Annotated in this window: 19 protein-coding genes; 10 read left to right on the top strand and 9 right to left on the bottom strand. The window is 70.1% G+C overall.

Annotated elements, in window-relative coordinates; translation table 11 throughout:
- The first annotated feature begins 83 nt into the window (after positions 1-83).
- The 3 genes from DMH01_RS07225 to DMH01_RS07235 all read left to right on the top strand — a co-directional run bounded on the left by DMH01_RS07225 (position 84) and on the right by DMH01_RS07235 (position 4,077).
- On the top strand, positions 84-2,261 hold the full coding sequence (locus DMH01_RS07225) for a helix-turn-helix domain-containing protein (protein ID WP_125674462.1): 2,178 nt from the start codon (positions 84-86) through the stop codon (positions 2,259-2,261).
- Positions 2,262-2,414: 153 nt separating this feature from the next.
- Positions 2,415-2,816, top strand: coding sequence for an STAS domain-containing protein (locus tag DMH01_RS07230; protein WP_125674464.1), 402 nt, complete (start codon positions 2,415-2,417; stop codon positions 2,814-2,816).
- A gap of 22 nt (positions 2,817-2,838) precedes the next feature.
- The gene (locus DMH01_RS07235) at positions 2,839-4,077 is read left to right on the top strand and encodes a CdaR family transcriptional regulator (protein WP_125674466.1); all 1,239 of its coding nucleotides are present in this window, start codon (positions 2,839-2,841) and stop codon (positions 4,075-4,077) included.
- A gap of 18 nt (positions 4,078-4,095) precedes the next feature.
- Here the strand turns inward: DMH01_RS07235 and DMH01_RS07240 are convergent, their stop codons facing one another.
- Together DMH01_RS07240 and DMH01_RS07245 are read right to left on the bottom strand one after the other, a co-directional pair.
- Positions 4,096-4,476 (bottom strand): STAS domain-containing protein, encoded by a 381-nt coding sequence (locus DMH01_RS07240; RefSeq protein WP_233621440.1) that lies wholly within the window; start codon positions 4,474-4,476, stop codon positions 4,096-4,098.
- Between the two features lie 41 nt (positions 4,477-4,517).
- On the bottom strand, positions 4,518-4,709 hold the full coding sequence (locus DMH01_RS07245; RefSeq protein ID WP_125674468.1) for a DUF2795 domain-containing protein: 192 nt from the start codon (positions 4,707-4,709) through the stop codon (positions 4,518-4,520).
- Between the two features lie 118 nt (positions 4,710-4,827).
- Here DMH01_RS07245 and DMH01_RS07250 point away from each other — a divergent pair, with 118 nt between their 5' ends.
- The gene (locus tag DMH01_RS07250; protein ID WP_125674470.1) at positions 4,828-5,766 is read left to right on the top strand and encodes a universal stress protein; all 939 of its coding nucleotides are present in this window, start codon (positions 4,828-4,830) and stop codon (positions 5,764-5,766) included.
- Between the two features lie 10 nt (positions 5,767-5,776).
- Here the strand turns inward: DMH01_RS07250 and DMH01_RS07255 are convergent, their stop codons facing one another.
- Positions 5,777-6,136 (bottom strand): hypothetical protein, encoded by a 360-nt coding sequence (locus tag DMH01_RS07255; protein WP_125674472.1) that lies wholly within the window; start codon positions 6,134-6,136, stop codon positions 5,777-5,779.
- A 70-nt stretch (positions 6,137-6,206) separates the two neighbouring features.
- Here DMH01_RS07255 and DMH01_RS07260 point away from each other — a divergent pair, with 70 nt between their 5' ends.
- Positions 6,207-7,292 (top strand): glutamate--cysteine ligase, encoded by a 1,086-nt coding sequence (locus DMH01_RS07260; RefSeq protein ID WP_125674474.1) that lies wholly within the window; start codon positions 6,207-6,209, stop codon positions 7,290-7,292.
- Between the two features lie 37 nt (positions 7,293-7,329).
- Here the strand turns inward: DMH01_RS07260 and DMH01_RS07265 are convergent, their stop codons facing one another.
- From DMH01_RS07265 to DMH01_RS07280, 4 genes are all read right to left on the bottom strand, one after another.
- Positions 7,330-7,800, bottom strand: coding sequence for a DUF6098 family protein (locus tag DMH01_RS07265; protein ID WP_125674476.1), 471 nt, complete (start codon positions 7,798-7,800; stop codon positions 7,330-7,332).
- Positions 7,801-7,951: 151 nt separating this feature from the next.
- Positions 7,952-8,875, bottom strand: a complete 924-nt coding sequence (locus DMH01_RS07270) for an alpha/beta hydrolase (protein WP_125674478.1) — start codon at positions 8,873-8,875, stop codon at positions 7,952-7,954.
- Positions 8,862-10,886 (bottom strand): CocE/NonD family hydrolase, encoded by a 2,025-nt coding sequence (locus DMH01_RS07275; RefSeq protein WP_125674480.1) that lies wholly within the window; start codon positions 10,884-10,886, stop codon positions 8,862-8,864. Before DMH01_RS07275 ends, DMH01_RS07270 begins: the two co-directional genes overlap by 14 nt.
- A 3-nt stretch (positions 10,887-10,889) precedes the next feature.
- Positions 10,890-12,191, bottom strand: coding sequence for an acetyl-CoA carboxylase biotin carboxylase subunit family protein (locus DMH01_RS07280; protein ID WP_125674482.1), 1,302 nt, complete (start codon positions 12,189-12,191; stop codon positions 10,890-10,892).
- 74 nt (positions 12,192-12,265) lie between these two features.
- On the opposite strand from DMH01_RS07280, the gene DMH01_RS07285 reads away from it, so the two are divergent.
- Genes DMH01_RS07285 through DMH01_RS07295 form a run of 3 tightly spaced genes read left to right on the top strand, consistent with a single transcriptional unit; the run spans position 12,266 to position 15,906 of the window.
- Entirely contained in the window at positions 12,266-13,780 is a 1,515-nt protein-coding gene (locus tag DMH01_RS07285) for an FAD-dependent oxidoreductase (protein ID WP_125674484.1), read from the top strand.
- Entirely contained in the window at positions 13,780-14,877 is a 1,098-nt protein-coding gene (locus DMH01_RS07290) for a glutamate--cysteine ligase (protein ID WP_125674486.1), read from the top strand. The genes DMH01_RS07285 and DMH01_RS07290 overlap by 1 nt, the downstream gene beginning before the upstream one ends.
- Positions 14,878-14,895: 18 nt before the next feature.
- Entirely contained in the window at positions 14,896-15,906 is a 1,011-nt protein-coding gene (locus DMH01_RS07295) for an iron-containing redox enzyme family protein (RefSeq protein WP_125674488.1), read from the top strand.
- Here DMH01_RS07295 and DMH01_RS07300 read toward each other — a convergent pair.
- On the bottom strand, positions 15,874-16,089 hold the full coding sequence (locus DMH01_RS07300) for a CDGSH iron-sulfur domain-containing protein (RefSeq protein ID WP_034322975.1): 216 nt from the start codon (positions 16,087-16,089) through the stop codon (positions 15,874-15,876). The two genes, DMH01_RS07295 and DMH01_RS07300, sit on opposite strands and share 33 nt — an antisense overlap.
- Positions 16,073-16,765 carry a methyltransferase gene (locus DMH01_RS07305; protein WP_125674490.1) on the bottom strand — a complete coding sequence of 231 codons (693 nt, stop codon included), beginning with the start codon at positions 16,763-16,765 and terminating at the stop codon, positions 16,073-16,075. Before DMH01_RS07305 ends, DMH01_RS07300 begins: the two co-directional genes overlap by 17 nt.
- Positions 16,766-17,157: 392 nt before the next feature.
- Between DMH01_RS07305 and DMH01_RS07310 the strand changes: the two genes are divergently transcribed.
- Both DMH01_RS07310 and DMH01_RS07315 read left to right on the top strand, forming a co-directional pair.
- Positions 17,158-17,553, top strand: a complete 396-nt coding sequence (locus tag DMH01_RS07310; protein WP_233621441.1) for a DUF4383 domain-containing protein — start codon at positions 17,158-17,160, stop codon at positions 17,551-17,553.
- 28 nt (positions 17,554-17,581) lie between these two features.
- On the top strand, positions 17,582-18,547 hold the full coding sequence (locus DMH01_RS07315) for a glycosyltransferase (protein ID WP_125674494.1): 966 nt from the start codon (positions 17,582-17,584) through the stop codon (positions 18,545-18,547).
- The last annotated feature ends 20 nt before the right edge of the window (positions 18,548-18,567 follow it).

Raw genomic sequence — 18,567 nt, forward strand, 5'->3', positions numbered from 1 at the left:
CGCGGATCCGGCCGCCGGACGGAGGCCGCTGCCGAAACACCGTCCACACGGCCATACTGATCCTCCGACGAGGGTGGGGGCCGATGAACGAGAGAGCCACATTCGGAGCGGAGCTGAGACGCCGCCGCAAAGCGGCCGGCCTTTCGCTCACCGAACTCGCCGCTCGCACCCACTACAGCAAGGGTTACCTCAGCAAAGTCGAAACCGGGCTTTCCGCGCCGAACGCGGCGCTCGCCGCTTTGTGCGAAACCGAACTCGACGCGGAGGGAGAACTGCGACCGCTGCTGCCCGGTGAACCCGCGCGGCGCAGGACGCGGCCGGACGTCCGGCCGTCCGGTCTGCCGCCGGCGACGTCCTCCTTCACCGGCCGGGCGGGCGAGTTGCGGGCGATCCGCACGGCGCTCGAAGCCGACGGCGGTGTCTGTGTCGTGTCCGGCATGGGCGGTGTCGGCAAGACGGAACTCGCGGTGCGGTGCGCGCACCGGCTGGAATCCGGATTCGCCGACGGGTGCCTGTTCGTCGACCTGCGCGACGAATCCGGCGAGCCCGCCGCGGTGCACGACAGGTTGCTGCGCGTGCTGGGGGTTCCCGCGGATCGTGTCCCCGCCGACCCCGCCGATCGCGCGGCGCTGTACCGGTCCCGTCTTCGCGGCCGCAGCCTGCTGCTGGTGCTCGACAACGCGGTCAGCGCGGCCCAGGTGCGCCCGCTGCTTCCCGCCGAGCCGAAATGCCGGGTGCTGATCACCAGCAGGTCCAGGTTGAGCGCGCTCGACGACGCCGTGCACGTCTCCCTGGACATGCTGCCGCTCGCCGCGGCGGTCGAACTTTTCACCACGGTCACCGGTCTGCCCGCCGGAACCGCCGTCACCCGGGTGGTCCAGCGGTGTGCCCGGCTCCCCCTCGCGATCCGGATCGCCGCGGCGCGGCTTCGCGCGCATCCGGCGTGGGATGTCACGGAACTCGACCGGCGCCTGGCGGACGAAACGGCCCGCCTCGGCGAACTGGACGACGGTGAGCGCTCGCTCGCCGCCGCGTTCCGGTTGTCCGTCCATCAGCTGAGCGCCGCCGAGTCGAGACTTTTCGGGCTGCTCACCGTCCATCCCGGCACCGATGTCGACATCCATACCGCGAGCGCGCTGGGCTCGCTTTCGTTCCGGGAGACCGATCGGCTGCTGGACCGTTTGCACGAAGCCCATCTGCTCACCCAACCGGAGGCGGACCGCTACGGATTCCATGACCTGTTGCGGGCGTTCGCGACCGAATTCGTACTCACCGACGCGGAGGACGGAATGAAAGCATTCAGCAGGCTGGCCGCTTTCGCGGTACGGACCGCCGCTCAGGCCGACAAGGAACTCACGCCGCACCGCTTCGTCCCGGAAATCGACTTCGCCCCGGGACTTCCGGAACCGGCCAGGCTGGACGACGGCGAGATGGCGATGTCCTGGTTCCGCGCCGAATGGCCGGGTCTGGTCGCCCTGTGCCGGGCCGCGCGGGACCGCGGCGAGCACGAGCGATGCTGGCAGCTCGCCTTCTTCCTGCGTGACTACTTCTTCGTGGCCAAACTCTGGGATCCCTGGCTGGAAACCCATCGGTGGGCGCGCGCGTCCGCGGAGGCGATCGGGGACCTGTGGGCGCTCGCCACCACCACGGCCAACCTCGGGGTCGCGCACGTCGATCGCGGCGACCTGGACGAGGCTTCGGCGTGTTACGGCGAAGCGCTCGCGCTGTTCCGGCGGATCGGCGACGGGCACGGGGAAACCACCACGCTCGCGCACAGCGGCTGGGCCGAGCACTACCGGGGCGACCACGAAGGCGCCTTGAGGGATCTCCGGCAGGCCCACGCGTCCTACGTCCGTGACGGCAACCGCCGCAACGCCGCGATCACCGAACGCGGGATCGCGCTGGTGCTGACCGCGCTAGGGCAGGCCGTCGAAGCCGCCGCGCTCGCCACCGGGACGTTGGCCGTCTTCGACGAACTGGGCCTGGATCTCGACGCCGCGATGGCCCTCAACTGTGTGGGCTGGGCCTGGTACAACGCGGAGCGCCACGACCTCGCCGCCTCGGCCTATCGTGCCGCCGCGGACCGGGCCGAGGCCTGCGGGAGCCGGTACGAGACGGCGCGCGCGTACGTCGGCCTCGGCAATGTCGCGGCCGCCGAAGGCTCCGCCGAGAGGGCGGCCGACCTGTGGAATCGAGCCGACGAGGTCCATCCCGACCTCGATCAGGTCATGGTCGGCGAAGCCCGGGCGCGGAGGGCGTGACGACCTGCCGGGCACCGCTCATCCGGCGTGCCGGGTCACGAGGCTGCTACGGTTGACCAGTCGCGGTTCAGACACCAGCCGCCGGGTCCCTTCTTCTGGGTCCGGCCTGTCCACCGGGGCAGTTGCCGGCCCCCAAACCGGCAAGGAGTCAACTTGACCGACTACCGCGTTCCCGCTTCCAGCCCGCCCCTGTCGACGCGGAGATTCGTGTCGCCGCTCGACATTTCGATCACCGCCTCCGCCGAGGACACGGTGGTCGCCGTATCGGGTGAAATCGACCTTGGCGTCTCGGACGACCTGCGCCGGGCACTGGACGAGGAGCTCCGTTTCAAGCCGTCGGCGCTGATCGCGGATCTGTCCGCGGTGAGCTTCTGTGACTCGTCCGGCTTCACGGTCCTGGTCCAGATCCGGGCGAAGGCCGAGGAAGCCGGAGTTCCGTTCATCCTGGTCACCCAGGAACGGGCCTTGCTGCGTCCGATGGCGCTGCTCGGCCTCGACGCCGTCTTCACCGTGCACCCGACCCTCGATTCGGCACGGGACATGCTCGTTCGCTGACCGGCTGTCATGATGGGCGGTTGTGACGAGTGACAAGGTCTCGGGCTTCCGTATCGGCGGCCGTCCGCTGGCGGAACGGCTGACCGAAACCCTGCCGTCGCTCGCGAAGACGATGCTCGCCGAGATCGTGTCCCGGATCCCGGAGTACGGCCTGCTGCCCGCCGAAGAACTCAGCGGCGACATCACCCGGGTGATCGAGCAGAACCTGCGTTCGTTCATCGACACTCTGCGCACCGGGTCCACGCCGACACGGGCGGAACTCGACTTCCTCCGTGAGTCGGCGGCCCGGCGCGCGGAGGAGGGCATCCCGATCGACATCGTGCTGACGGCGTACCACATCGGCATCCAGGTGGTCTGGGCGTCGCTGACGCGGGACGCGCGTCCGGAGGAGGTCGGCGACGTCCTGGCGGTCAACGCGCTGACCCTGCGCTACCTGGAGGTGGTCACGCCCGCGGTCGGCGCCGGATACCTCGACGAGCGGCAGACGATGTTCGACGACGAGCGGTCGGCGCGGCACACCCTGCTTTCCGCGCTGCTCGACGGTGTGCCCGCGGAGGTCATGGCGGGACAGGCCGGGCTGCGGCTGCCGCCGTGCTACCTCGTCCTCGCGGCGTCGGTCGGGGCGCATCCGGACGAGGAGGTCGACGGGGTCGACCCGCTGGTCGCCGGACGGCGGAAGCTCCGCCGGCTGCGGGTCGAACTGGAGCGCCAGATCCGGGGCACCGTCCTGACCTCGCTCACTCCTGAAGGCGGCATCGCCCTGCTACCGCACGAAACCGCGGCCTGCGACCTGACGACTCGCGACTGGTCGTGGCTGGAACGCGTCCTCGCCGACGTCGCCCGTACGACGGGCGCGGAGGTCGTCGCCGCGGTGGCCGCCGCCGAACCGTCCGGCGTGCCCGCCGCGGCCCGGCTGGCGCAGGACGTGCTCGCGGTCGCCGTCGGATCCGGACGGCCACCCGGGCTGTACCGGCTCGACGACGTCCTGCTCGAATACCAGCTTTCCCGTCCCGGTCCCGCCCTCGACCGGCTGGCCGCCAGGCTGGCGCCGCTCGACGGCAACGAGGAACTCCTGCAGACGCTGGAGACCTTCCTCCGCCGCGGAGGGCGACGGCAGACCGCCGCGGCCCTGCACGTCCACCCCAACACGGTCGACTACCGGCTGCGCCGGATCGCCGACCTCACCGGGCTGGATCCCACCCGGCTGGAACACGTCGCCCTGGTGAGCGCGGCGCTCGCCGCTCGCGCCACCCTCTTGTGACGTGTCACCAACGAGCGCCTACAAGACGTTCAGATTCTCGCCGTCACGGAGGTCGAGCAGCCGGCGGGCGCAACGGCACTCGCCGGGGAAGATGAAGAGGAGCGTGTGCTTCTCCTCGGCGAGCAACTGCGCTCGTTCCAGCACCCGGATGCCCGTCGCGCCGAAGAACTCGAGTTCGGACAGGTTGAGGATCACCTTGGTGCCGCTGCCGTGGAGCCGCTGACTCAGCATCTCCCACAGCCTCGGCGCGGTGCCGAGGTCGACCACGCCGTTCGCCTTGACCACGGCCGTCCCCGTGGTCGGCCTGCTCACGTGCAGCCGGAGACGGCCGGGGGCTTCACGTGCCACCTGGTAGGCGCGCTTCTCGTCAAGCGCGCGGGGCGTTGACAAGGAGGTCATGACTGGAAGTACCCCGGCACCGCGTCCGATGAAACGGTCGCTTACTCCTTCGCGATCTCCTTGTTCACGCCGCTCGGGCCTTCGTACTCCCGGTCGGGCAGGTTGCGCAGCAGGTCGAGCGTCCGATCGTCGGCGCCGTTGACCTCGGCGGCCCGGACGAGATCGTCCCTGCCCGCCGGGTAGTCGACACCCGAGAGGCACTTCTGGATTTCGATCGGGTTCGCTTTGCTCACGGTTTCTCCTCGCTTCCGATGGGCTGTCCCCACGGCGTACCCGGCGGGCGGCCGGGGAAACGCCGCGCTTGAACGCCGGGGAAAGCGGGTATCACCAGCGCGTCGGAGGTGATGTTCCATGTCCGCTGCACCAAGCGGCACCGGGCCGGTCGTGACCGGTTTCGACGGGTCGCCCGAAGCCCGCCGCGCCGTCCGCTGGGCGGTCGCCGAGGCGAACACCCGCGGCCTGGGCCTGGTCCTCGCGTACTGCACCCGTGACCGGCTTCCCCCGCCCGGCTCGGATCCGGTCGCTACACCGCTGAACGAAGCGGTTCCCGAGGCCGCCGACGACGCGGCGGAAGTGGAGCCCGCCCGACGGCAACTCGCTTCGATGGCCGAAGCCCTCAAGCGCTCCGATCCCGACCTCGACGTCCGCACGGTCGTCCGCGGCGGCACGCCGGAGCAGGTCCTGACCTCGGTCGCCGACGAGGTGGACGCGGCGATGATCGTGCTGGGTGAATCCCACACCGGGTTGTTCACCAGGGCGGTCCTCGGCTCGACGGAGTCCGGCGTGACCAAGACCGCCGGACGTCCCGTCGTGGTCGTGCGCGGGGACGAGCCGCCGCCGGGCGGGCCGGTGATCCTCGGTACCGACGGCTCGGAGCAGAGCGCGCAGGCGGCGGGGTTCGCGTTCGACTTCGCGGCCCGTCACGGGCTCACCGTGCACGCGGTCCACGTCGCGCGGATGCCGATCTGGGGGCCGGCGAGCGAGCCCCTGCTCGGCGGCCCGGTACTGGATCCGGCGCCCGGCCTCCCCCAGGAGGTCGCCGACGAACTCGTCGCCCGGCAGCTCGAGCCGTGGCGTGAGCGCTATCCGGATGTCCCCGTGGAGACGGTGCACGGGGTGGGGCCCGCCGCGCAGGCGCTGACCGTGCAGTCCAGTGAGGCCGCGCTGCTGGTGCTCGGCCGGAGCGATCACGGCGATCTCCGGCGTCTGCTGCTGGGTTCGGTCAGTGACGACGCGTTGCACCACGCGCACTGCCCGGTGGCGGTGGTCCGCGCTCAGCCGGTCGGCTGAGCGCCGAGCGTCACGACGAGGTCAGTTCTCCGAGTGTCCGCTGGGAAACGCGCAGTTCGGCGGCCAGCAAGAGGCCGCCCGTGCGCGCCTGCGCGAGCGCGTAGCCGACCTCGGAGACCTTGTCCCAGGCCTCGCCCGGCGTGTCCCCCGCGCCCACTTGGCCGGCCAGCAGGCTTTCTTCGAGCTGCTTCTGCAAACCCGGCAGGACGTTGGCGAGGTCGTCGGCGAGCCGCTGCAACGCCCCGATGGTGCGGCAGAGGTCGGCGGGCGTGGCGGGCTCGTCGTCCCGCAACCTGCCGTACAGGTGACGCACGACGGCCCCGGCCTGTGCGGCCAGCAGGTACGACGGCTCCTCCGACTTCGGTCTCATGCCCTGAAGTACCCCGCGCACGACCTGCGAAAACAAGTTTGTGCCGAGAGGGCCGGGGGTATCAGCGGTTGTGAACAAGGACGCGCTCACCTTCGGGGTCGAGGAAGAGTTCTTCGTGGTGGACCGGGCCGGTCATCTCTCCCCCGCGGGCGACGCCGTCGTCGACGCCGCGGACGAGGACGAAGAAGAGGGCGAACTCCAGCAGGAGCTCACCCGCTCCCAGGCCGAATCGGCCACCGGTATCTGCACGACCCACGACGAGGCCGAGCGGCAGCTGACGGCGATGCGGGCGGAACTGGCCAAGGCCGCCGCGCGGCGCGGTTGCCGCCTCCTGCCCAGCGGCAGCGCGCCGCTCGCGGAGACGGATTTGCCCGCCATCACCCCGAATCCACGCTACGAACGGATGTCCGAACATTTCGGGGCGACCGCGCGGACGTCGCACACCTGCGGCTGTCACGTCCACATCGCCATCCCGGACCGGGAAACCGGGATCCGGGTGATCAACCACGTCCGGCCCTTCCTGCCCGCGCTGCTGACCGTGACCGCCAATTCCGCCATCTGCGACGGGTACGACACCGGGTACGCCAGCTGGCGTTACCAGCAGTGGAATCGCTGGCCTTCGGCCGGTTCGCCGCCGCTGTTCACCTCGCTGGACCACTACGAAAGCGTCGTCGACGCCTGGCTGCGGGCGGGCGCCATCCTCGATCGCGCGATGGTCTATTGGGACGTGCGGCTTTCCGAGAAGCAGCCGACCGTGGAGTTCCGGCTCGGCGACGTCGCGGCCACCCCCGGTGAAGCGGTTCTGTTCGGCGTGCTGATCCGCGGGCTGGTCGGCACGATCCTCGCGGCGGAGGAGCACCCGCCGAGCCTGTCCAACGAGGTCCTTCGGGCGCAGATCTGGCGGGCGTCGCGGGAAGGCCTCTCCGGCCGCTGCCCGCATTTCCGGACCGGTGATCTCGCTCCGGGGAGCGAGGTGCTCGACGACGTCGTCACCTTCGCGGCCAGTGCCCTCGAAGAGACGGGTGACCTCGATTTCGTCCGCGACGGCTGCGCCCGGCTCGCCGCCGAAGGCAGCGGCGCGGACCGCCAACGGGCCCGGTTCGAGAAGAGTCGACGCCCGGAAGACGTCGTGGACCTCCTCGCCGTCAAGCCGTAACTCGTGAGTTACGCCTCCGATCACGCGAGATACGCCTTCAATCACGCGAGTTGCGGCTCGGCGCACGTGTGGTCAGTTCGGGCGGGCGGCGCAAGGGGCCCCAGTCCGCGTCGTGCCGGGCCCGGTCCCGCAAGAGATCGCGAGCTTCGCCGAGGACCGCGGTGGAGATCCTTCCGACGGGTTCGGGATCGGTCAGCAGGGGCTCGTTGTCCGGGCCGGAGCCCACGATCCGGCCCGCCAGCACCCAGGGTTTGGTCTCGCGGCGGCGTTCGTGCCGAAGGTGGCAGTAGTCGTAAAGCCGCCTGGCCAGCCAGAGTTCGAGTGGCTGGTCGCGCCACCAGGGTTCGGGATCGAGGGGGTTCACCGACAGTCCCGGCAGTTCCGCGCCGGTGAGTTCGTCCCGGCTCGTGCCGGGCCGGTGTTCGGGCGTCGGCGCCCAGCGGACGTACAGGCCTTTCCGCCGCCGGACCAGCGCGGCGAGCTCCCCCAAGGAGTCCAACTGCTGCATCGAGCGCTCCCCAACGAAGGATGGACACGGTGACCGGCGCGCCGGCGTCCCTGCTCCGCCGGGGCTGCCCACGCCGGTCCACCTCACGGCCGGCGGACGTACAACCTCGCTGCACCGGCCGTTGCCTTCCGGTTACCCACTCTTCACCCGGCTACACCGCTTTCACCAGCGCTCGATCCACGAGATGCGCGATGCCCTCCAGCGCCAGCCGCGCTTCCGGGATCGAGGCCAGCATCCACGCGTGGATCATGCCTTCGTACTCGTGGTAGCTCAGCGGTACGCCCTGCTCGGTGCACAACGTGTGGAGGCGGCGGGCATCGGACAGGAGGACGTCCTTGGTTCCGATGTAGACGGTGAGTGCCCCGAGCCCGGAAAGGTCGCCGGACAACGGGCTGAGCCTGGGATCGGTGCGCGGCAACGGTCCGCTGTAGAGCCTTGCGGCCTCGTTCAGGCCGGTGAGCGCCAGGTACGGGTCGCGCTCGTCCAGCGCGGGTTGCGCCGGATGACTCATCGTCAGGTCCAGCCACGGCGACAGCAGGACGGTCTCCTTGGGCACCGGCCTGCCTTCGTCCCGTAGCGCCTTGGTGAGCGCCAGTGAGATCCCCGCGCCGGCGGAATCGCCCATCACGATCTGGTCCTCCGGGTCGACACCCGCGGAGAACTCGTCGTAGGCGCGGCGGACGAACGCGGTGGTCTCCGGGCACTGGTGTTCCGGGGCCAGCGGGTAGATCGGCACGGTGACCGAGCAGCCGGTGCGGTCGATCAGCCGCCCGAAGAACCGCCAGTGGTCGTGCTGGATCTGGTGCACGTAGGCGCCGCCGTGGAAGTACAGCACCTTCCTGCCGTCCCCGCCGCCGGGCGGCTCGATGGTGTAGCAGGGTCGTCCGTCCACTTCGGACCGCCGGACGTCGAACCTGCGCCTGATCGAGCGGATCGGCCCCTGATCCCCCTTCGCCTGGCTGCTTTCGATGCTCCGGCGGAATCGGTCGAGCTCGGCGTAGGTGCGCTTCCGGTTGGTGAGGCGCAGCCACGCGAGCAGCGACTTCGCCGGGAGGCTCGTCTTAGACCAGGTCACGGGGTACCGTCCGATGCCAGTTGCGGGAGAACGTCCTTCGCTCCCCTTCGTATGCGTCGAGCTGCGCGTCGATCACGAACTCGGTGGGAGTGCAGGAAACGCGGGTGCGGGTCTCGGACCTCGCTTCCCAGTCACCGCGGCCGAACGTCATCGACCACGACGTCTCCGCCACCGGGGAACAGAAGTCGTCGGCCACCCACGAGTAGCACTCGAAGACGTTCCTGGTGACGTCGAGATCGATGTCGTCGAACCGGACCTTGCCCTCGTTCTTGACGATGTCGAGCGAGGACCGGTAGTCGATCAGGTCACGCGAGACCGTCCAGCGCTGCTCGCCGGGCTCGATCTGGGTGGCGGGCAACGGTTCCGCGCCCTCGGGTTCGCCGAACGGCCGTGCCGGGACCTCGTCCGCCTCCGCCAGCGGCCGCACCGGCAGCGTGAGCGTGCTCTGTCCGGTGTGGACGGTCACCATCGCCGGTTCCGGCGGCGGCCACGCCAGCGGCCAGTACGACGACGAGATCGACAGCCGGATGCGGTGCCCGGCCGGGAACGCCTGTGCGACGGCGTTGAGCTCGACACGCACCCGGTACCGCTTGCCGGGTTCCAGCGGCTCCGGGTCTTCGTGGCCGTCCCGGTGGGTCAGGTTCAGCAGCCCGTAGGTCACGCGGGTGGCCCTGCCGTCCGGCGCGACGTCCGACAGCCGGACGGCCACCTGCGCCACCGGTTTGTCCGCGGAGACCTCCAGATCCACCACCGGCGACCCGAGGATTTCACACGGCTCGGTGAGTTCGTCGGTGTCGAAGACGAGCGAACCGCCGTCCTCCTCCCGCTGGTCGTACGGCAGATCGGGTGGGGCGCTGTAGGAAGCCCACTTCCCGGCGAACTGGCCGACCGACAGCGGCGACTCCACCGACAGGTTCTCCACCGGGACGTCTTCACCCGGCCGGGCGAGCCGGTGCCGGGCGAGCCGGTGCTCCGACGGGTGCACATGCGGCGACGGCCAGGACGGCTCGCCCACCCAGCGGCCGGGACGGTCCTCGTACGACGTCGACGGGGGCACGCTGTCCTGCATCCAGGTCTGGAGCATCGGCCCGTCCATGACGCCGTTCTCGACGTCCTTCAGCCAGTGGTCCCACCAGCGGACCAGTTCCTGGAGATACCCGATGGCGGGGCCGGGCCGTCCGAGATGCGGGTACTTGTGGGACCACGGCCCGATCAGCCCGCGCCGGGGCACGTCGAGGTTGGCCAGCAGCCGCGAGACCGCGTTCGAGTATCCGTCCGCCCAGCCACTGGAGGCGAGGACGGGCACCTGGACGTCGCTGTAGTTCTCGCAGACCGACGCGTGCCGCCAGTAGTCGTCCCGGCGCTGGTGGCTCAGCCATTCACCGGCCCAGAGGCTGCAGTTCTCCAGCCGTTCGTGCCACAGCTCGCGCCACCGCTCACCCGCCAGCGCGGGGTCGGGCGGCAACGTGGCGTAGGCGAACATCGTGGAGGCTTCGGCGACGTTGTCCGAGAGCAGGCAACCGCCCATGTAGTGCATGTCGTCGGAGTAGCGGTCGTCGGTGAACGACGAGATCGCGATCGCGGTCAGGCTCGGCGGTTTGCGCGCCGCCACCTGCAAGGCGGCGAATCCGCCCCACGAGATCCCCATCATGCCGGTCCGGCCGGAGCACCACGGCTGCGCGGCGATCCACTCCAGGACGTCCTCCGCGTCGAGTTGCTCCCGTTCGAGGTACTCGTCGGTGAGAACGCCCTCCGACTCCCCCGAGCCGCGGATGTCGACGCGGACACAGGCGTAGCCGTGCCCCGCGAGGTACGGGTGGTGCACGGAGTCCCGCACCGAGGTCAGGTCGCGGTGCCGGTACGGGATGTACTCCAGGATCGCCGGGACGGGTTCGCCGTCCGAAGCGACCGGCCGCCAGATCCGGGCCGACAGTCGGACGCCGTCGGAGACCGGGATCCAGACGTGGTCCTCCTCGGTGATCTCGTACGGCAGCGAAGCCACCGTCCGCATGGGCTATCCCTCCTCGAAGTCGAACCGCAGCGCCTCGACGCACCGCCGGTACTTGCTCTCCATCTCCCGTTCGGTCTGCGCCGCCACGAAGATGTGCGCGAGCTCGTAGCTGTAGCTGTCCTGCTCGGGCAGGTCGGAGAGCCGGATCCCCTTCTCGGCGACCGGCTCGATCTTCACCCCGGGGATCTCCGACTCCAGGTCCGCGATCTCGCCACGGGTGGGCACCCGGGTGACCAGTCCGTCACGGAAGCGGCGGTAGTACCACTTGCCCGCGATCCGGTAGTCGCCCCGGTTCCGCCGCGTCCGGGGATCCTGGCCGAGGCCGAGCTGGACCATGATCTGGTGGTTCGCCACCCCGTCGACGTATTCGAACAGCTCCGCGTGGGACTGCGAATGCCGCGGGTTGATCTCCAGCAGGCAGGCCTGCCCGGATTCGGGGTGGCAGAAGAACTCGATGCTGAACGTCGCGTTGTCGAAGCCGATCTGCTCCATCACGCGGACGGAGATCTCCTTCATCCGCTCGACGGCGTCCTCGGGCAGCTGCGACGGGTACTGATGCCGCTGGAACGAGGCGGTGTCGGGGTAGTTGATCGAATCGAGGACACCGTAGACCGTGACCTGTCCTTTGTAGACATAGCCTTCGGTCGCGGCCTGCACACCGTTGAGTTCGCCTTCCGCGAGACAGGCCGCTCCCCCGGCCTCGGCCACCTCGGTGGGAAGATCGACCGTGGCGAGAACGCGTTCGAAAGGCTTGCCGACCCTGTCCACACCCGCCCGGATCTCGGCGACGGCCTTGTCGAACTCGTCCTCGTCGGCGACGTGGAAGGCCAGCTCCGACGAGAAGGACTTCACCGGTTTGAGCCACATGGGGTAGTCGACGCCTTCCGGCGGCCGGGGATCCTCCTCGTCCAGGTCGACGATGCCGAACGCCGGCACCTCGTCGATCACCTTCGACTGTTCGAGGCGGCTCCAGTACTTGTGCTCGCATTTCAGCACGGCCTCGAGCGGAACACCGGGGAGACCGTACTTCTCGCACAGCATGGCCACCATCGTCGAAGACGGGAAATCCCAATAGCTGACGATCGCGTCGATCGAGCCGTCGAAGGAGTCCAGCTGCTGCTCCGCCTTCTCCACGAGCTCCACGATCGGGATCTCGCCGTGCTGGAGTTCGTCGGGTGACAGCAAGGCATGGAAGCGATACCGGTCGGCGCCGGGGATCCGTCTCAGCACCTCTTCGTTGCTGTCGTCGAGGCCGATGACGAAGATGTTCTTTTCCTCTGTTGGGGGCCTGGAGGATGTGGTCATAGGCCAGTGCTACCCGCTCCGAAGTCCCGGAAAACCCTGGTTTGCCCCGCTCGCCGCCCGGGAATCCGGCGGTCATGACGGAGTTGCCCGGAACGCGTTCACTGTGGCTCGACACCGCTCCCGCTCCCGACCGCACCGGAACGCCGCTGCCGTCGGAAGTCGACGTCGCCGTGCTCGGCGGCGGTATCGCCGGACTCACGACGGCGTACCGGCTGGCGCGGGCCGGGCGCTCGGTGCTGGTACTGGAAGCCGGCCGCCTCGCGGCGGGGGTTTCCGGCCACACCACGGCGAAGGTCAGCACCCAGCACGGGCTCAAGTACGCCACGCTGGCGAAGACCAAGGGCTCCGAAGCCGCCGCGACGTACGCGTACACGCAGGCGGCCGCGTTGGACTGGATCGCCGCGGCCTCAGCCGAACTCGGTATCGAGTGCGGTTTCACCCGCGCCGACGGTTTCGTCTACACGACCCGACCCGGAACCGTCGAAAGCCTCGAGCGTGAGGCGGAAGCGGCCGCCGAGGCCGGTCTCCCCGCGTCCTACGTCACCGAGGTCGACCTCGACGTGCCGGCCCTCGGCGCGGTGAAGTTCGCGTCACAGGCGCATTTCCACCCGCGCCGGTGGCTGCTCGGCCTGGCGGCCGAGATCGAACGCGCGGGAGGGACGATCGTCGAGGGCGTGCGGGCCGAGGGGATCGACGAACTCGGCGGCACCACGGTGCGCACCAGTTCCGGCGACGTCCGGGCGGGCGAGGTCGTGGTGACGACCCACTACCCCGTGTTCGACCGCGGGCTGTTCTTCGCCCGGCTCGACCCGGTTCGGGACCTGGTTGTCGCCGGGCCGGTCCAAGACAACCGGCCACCGGAGGGGATGTATCTCGACGCCGACACCCACCACTCCGTGCGGAGCTACCTCAAGGACGGCGTCCCGTACGCGGTCGTGGGCGGCGAGCACTACCGTGTCGGCGACTCCGTCGACGTCGAAAGCCGCTACGAGCGGCTGGCGAGCTGGGCGAGCGAGCACGCGGCCGTGCACCGGGTCACCCACCGGTGGTCCGCCCATGATCTGTCCACTTTGGACTCCGTACCGTACGTCGGCCGCTATCACCCGGCGAGCCGTCACCTCTGGGTCGCCACCGGCTTCGGCCAGTGGGGCATGACCGGCGGCACCGCGGCCGGGCTGCTGCTCGCGGATCTCCTCACCGGACGCGACAACCCGTCGGCGAGCCTGTACGACCCGAACCGCTTCGACCTCCGGTCCGCGATCTCGTCCGTGGAGAACAACGCCACCGTGGCGAAGTTCCTGGTCGGCGACCATCTCAGCGCGCTGCGCAAACCCGCCGCCGTGGACGAGATCCTGCCCGGCGAGGCGAAGGTGACCCGTGACGGCGGCGAACTCGTCGCCGCCTACCGCGATCCGGGCGGCGAACTGCACGCGGTCGGCGCCCACTGCACCCATCTGGGGTGCCTCGTCGCGTTCAACAACGCGGAGAAGACCTGGGACTGCCCTTGCCACGGTTCGCGGTTCGGTCTGGACGGGTCGGTGATCCAGGGGCCGGCCGTCCGCGCGCTGCCGAAGAAGCGGGAGCGGTGATGACCGGGATCGGCATCGAAGAGGAGTTCCTGCTGGTCGATCCCCGCACCGGGGTGAGCTGTCCGCGGGCCGAGGCCGTGCTCGAACGGCACCGGATCTGCTGTCCGCTGCCGGACGGCGCCGCCGCCCACCGGGAACTGCGGCCGACGCAGATCGAAGCCGCCACCGGTGTCTGCGAAACCGCCGACGAGCTGTACGAACACCTGACCGCCGGGCGCCGCACGCTCGCCGAAGCGGCCGCGGGCGAGGACTGCGCCATCATCGCCGCCGGCACTCCCCCGCGTCCCTCGCCCGAGCGCGACTACGGTTCCGACGACCGGTTCGGCAAGGTCGACGCGCTGTACGCGGGCGTGGTCAAGGCGTACGAGGCCTGCGGGTGTCACGTGCACGTCGGCGTGCCCGACCGGGAGACCGCGGTCGCCGTCGTCAACCACCTGGGTGAATGGCTGCCGACGCTGCTGGCGCTGTCGGGCAACTCGCCCTTCGAGGGCGGCCGCGACACCGGCTACGAGAGCTGGCGGATGGTCGAGCAGAGCCGGTTCCCCGGTTCCGGCGTCGCACCGTACTTCGTGGACGCCGCCGCCTACGAGGAGCAGGTCGGACGGCTGGTGGACTGCGGTGTCCTCGTGGACGAGAACCAGACCTTCTGGCTCGCGAGGCCGTCCACGCGATGGCCGACGGTCGAGGTCCGCGCCGCCGACACCGCGTCCACAGTGGACGAAGCGGTCCTTCAGGGCCTGCTGACCCGCGCGCTGGTGCGCACCGCCCTCGCCGACCTGGACCGCGGTGTGGAGGCCACGCCGCTGGATCCGCAGATCGCCGCCGCCGCGGTGTGGTCGGCCGCGCGTCACGGTCTTTCGGGACCGGCCGTCGACCCGGTGGCGGGAAAGCCGGTCCCCGTCGGCGACCGGGTCGCCACGCTGCTGGCGCATATCAAGCAGGCGCTGGAGGACACCGGTGACGCGGGCCTCGTCCGCACCCTTCTCGGGCAGCTGGAACGGGAGGGCACCGGCGCCGAACGGCAGCGCCGGGCCGCCGCCGACGGCGAGATCGCGGTCCTGCGGATGCTGACCGAAGAGACGGTTCCGCACGCCTAGACCGGGTACTCCCGGGGCATGACGACGATCGACCGTGAGGTGGCCGCGAGGCTGCCCGAGATCCGCGGCCCGCTCTCGGCCGCCGTGGTGGACACCCTGGCGGGTGGCCGCCGTGACGACTTCGACCTCGAGACGGCGACCGACGCCGATCCGTTCGGTGAAGACCTGCAGCTGGCGCTGCACGTCTGCTACGAGCTGCACTACCAGGGCTTCGACGGCGTCGACTCCGCATGGGAATGGGACTCCCGCCTGCTGGGTTTCCGGGCCGTTCTGGAGCACGCGTTCCTGGACGGGGTCCGCGCCGCCGTCCCCGGCGGGGACGACGTCGGCGGGCTGCTGGACGAGTTGCTCGTCGAACCGGTCGACGGCGGCGGCGTTTCGCACTTCCTGCGGGACGAGGGCGAATGGTGGCACGTCGAGGAGTACTTCGCGCATCGGTCGATCTACCACCTCAAAGAGGCCGACCCCCACGCCTGGGTGATCCCGCGGCTGCGGGGCAGGGCCAAGGCGGCACTGGTCGCCGTGGAGTTCGACGAGTTCGGCGGCGGGCGTGCCGAGCAGGCGCATTCCCGCCTGTTCGCGGATCTGCTGACCGCGGCGGGCCTGTCCTCCGGGTACCTCGCCTACCTCGACCACGTCCCGGCCTCCATGCTCGCGACGGTGAACATGATGTCGCTGTTCGGCCTGCACCGAAGCCTGCGCGGCGCGCTCGTCGGGCACTTCGCCGCCGCCGAGATCACCACCGCGCCCGCCGCCAGGCGCATGGACCAGGCGCTGGAACGCCTCGGCGGGCCAGCCGAATGCCGGTACTTCTACACCGAGCACATCGAGGCCGACGCCGTGCACGAACAGGTGCTGCGGCACGACGTCGTCGGCGACCTGCTCGACCGGGAACCGGAACTGGCGGCGGACATCGCGCTCGGCATCCAGGCCACCGACCTGCTGGAGGGCCGGCTGACCCGGCACCTGCTCGGCGCCTGGTCCGCCGGGGAGAGCTCACTCCTGAGGCCGCTGCACCCCTTGCCGTGAACGACGGCGGTGACTGGTGTCGCAGAACGGGTAGCGCTTGCTGCGGCGGCAGGCGCAAAGGGCGACCACGAAGCGATCCGAGGTCACCGTTTCGCCGTCTTCGGTGACGATCTCGACCGGCCCCTCCACCAGGAGGGGCCCGCCGGGTTCGATCCGGACCCTCGTCTCACGGCCGGTCGGCACGGATCACCACCAGTTCCTCGTGGCGTTGCTCGGCGCCGATCAGACCCGCCGCTTCGAGGAAGGCCGCCCGCGCCCGCATGACGGGTCCGAAGGGGATCGACCGGGTGGCGACCACCGAAGGCGTCATTCCCGCCGCCCGCAACTGCTCCAGCGACTTCTCGGGGCCGGCGACCGCGGAGTGGACCATCATCAAGTAGCCGCCCGGCGCCACCAGGGACGCCGCCCCGGCGCACACCTGGTCGAGCACGATCCGGCCGTCCGGCCCGGCGTCCCACGCCCGTGCGGCCCCGGCCGCGGGCACCGGCGACGGCACATACGGCGGGTTCGCCAGCACGACGTCGAACGGCCCGCCGCGCGCCGCTTCGGCCAGGCCGCCACGAAGCGGCCTGACTTGGAGCCGGCGCAACCGCGAATTGAGCCAGACCGCGGCCAGCGCCCGCCGGGAGATGTCGACCGCCGTGACCGAACCCGCGCCGTGCGCCGCGGCAGCAAGCGCGAGAGCGCCGGTCCCGGTGCAGAGGTCGAGAACTCTTGCCCCGGCGGGCATTCCCGATGCACTCAAGGCGCTCGCCAGCATCCAGGTGTCGTGTTGCGGGCGGTACACCCCCGGCGGCCGCAGCAGCCATGGCCGCGCCGGGACGAGTGGAATCGCTGCTGCGTTGGAGATCGCGGTCATGTCCCCTCCGGGTTCGCCGATGTTGCTCCCGGCTACCCCTGCCGGGTGGTGCCAAACGTCCACAATGGCCTGCGATCCGAGGATTGGACGCGCTCGGAACGGGGTAGCCGCAGGGAAACGACCGAAGGAGGCCCCGGTGGAGAAGAAGGCCGACCCCGGCGAGAAGCAGGACGAGGAAGAACGCGAAGAGGTTCGCGGGGAGCAGGGCACTTCGTCCGGCGATCCCCACGACGACACCGACCCGCAATCTGGCTGAGCCGGTGCGCGGAACTCCCCCGGGCCGCCCGGCCGGGGGAGTTTCGCTGCGTCTCCTAAGGGGTATCCGGCGGGCTTGTGGTGGAACGGAGGCGTTTCCGATGAATCTGCGTACGACAGGCTTTCTTGTGCGACCGGTGGTGCTGGTCATCGCACTGGTCCATCTCGTCTTGGGTGTGCTCGGCTTCTTCTTCCTCCCCGAGGCGAACCAGGCCGGCGCGAACACTCTGTGGATCTTCAGCGCGACCGGGATGCTCGACGTCATCCGCACCGTGCTCGGTGTGCTCGGTCTGGTCGCGGTGTTCAAACCGTCCGCGATCCCGGCCTACTGCTGGCTGGCTTTCGTGGCATTCGCGGGTTTGACCGCGTTCGGGATGCTCTCCGCGGGGACCGACACGGCCGGTGACGCCGTCAACTTCAGCTGGGCCGACAACACCCTCCACGGGCTGACCTCGCTCGCCGCACTCGTGGTGGGCATCGCCGCCACTCGCGTCTCGCGGCGAGAGCAAAGTAACGCGGCGGAGAACGTTTAGTCCGTCCACAACGGGCAACTTGGCGGGTATGACGAAAGAGGCCCCGCTCCGGATTCTCCTGTGGCACGTCCACGGGTCCTGGACCGAATCCTTCGTGCAGGGCGGCCATCACTATCACTTGCCGTTGCTCGCCGAGGGCGGGCCGTGGGGACGCGGTCTCAGCGGCCGCGACTGGCCCTCCGCCGAGGAGACCCCGGTCGACGATCTGAAAGACCTCGACTTCGACGTCGTCGTTCTCCAGCGGCCCGAGGAGATCCAGCTGGCGGCGCGATGGCTGCGCCGCCGACCCGGCAAGGAACTGCCCGCCGTCTACGTCGAGCACAACACGCCCCGGGAACACGCGGCCACCACCCGGCACCCACTGGCCGATCGGGACGACATCCCGCTGGTCCACGTCACCCATTTCAACGAACTGATGTGGGACTCCGGGATCGCGCCCACGGTGGTCGTCCCGCACGGGATCCCCGATCCGGGTGAGCGTTACACCGGGGAACTCCCCCACGGCGCCGCCCTGATCAACGAACCGGCGAGGCGTGGGCGGATCACCGGAACCGATCTGCTGCCCGCTTTCGCGGAGATCGCGCCGGTCGACGTGTACGGCATCGGCAGCGAAGACCTCGAAGGCCGTCACCCCGCGGTGAATCCCGGCGGCGACCTGCGCAGCCGGGAGCTGCACGCCGAGGTCGCCCGGCGCCGGGTCTACCTGCACACCGCCCGGTGGACGTCGCTGGGGCTCTCGCTGCTCGAAGCGATGCACCTCGGTATGCCGGTCGTCGCACTGGCGACCACCGAAGCCGTGCTCGCGGTTCCGCCCGACGCAGGCGCCGTCTCGACGGACATCGAGGTGCTCGCGCGGGCCTACCGCGAATTGATCCATGAACCCGATTTCGCCGTACTGGCGGGGAAATCCGCGCGCGAATTCGCTTTGAGCCATTACGGGCTCGACGCGTTCCTCGACCGCTGGAACGCCCTGCTGACCGAGGTGACCGCTTGACCACGCCGATCGCGGCGGGA

This window comes from Amycolatopsis sp. WAC 04182 (genome assembly GCF_003947465.1).
Classification (GTDB): domain Bacteria; phylum Actinomycetota; class Actinomycetes; order Mycobacteriales; family Pseudonocardiaceae; genus Amycolatopsis.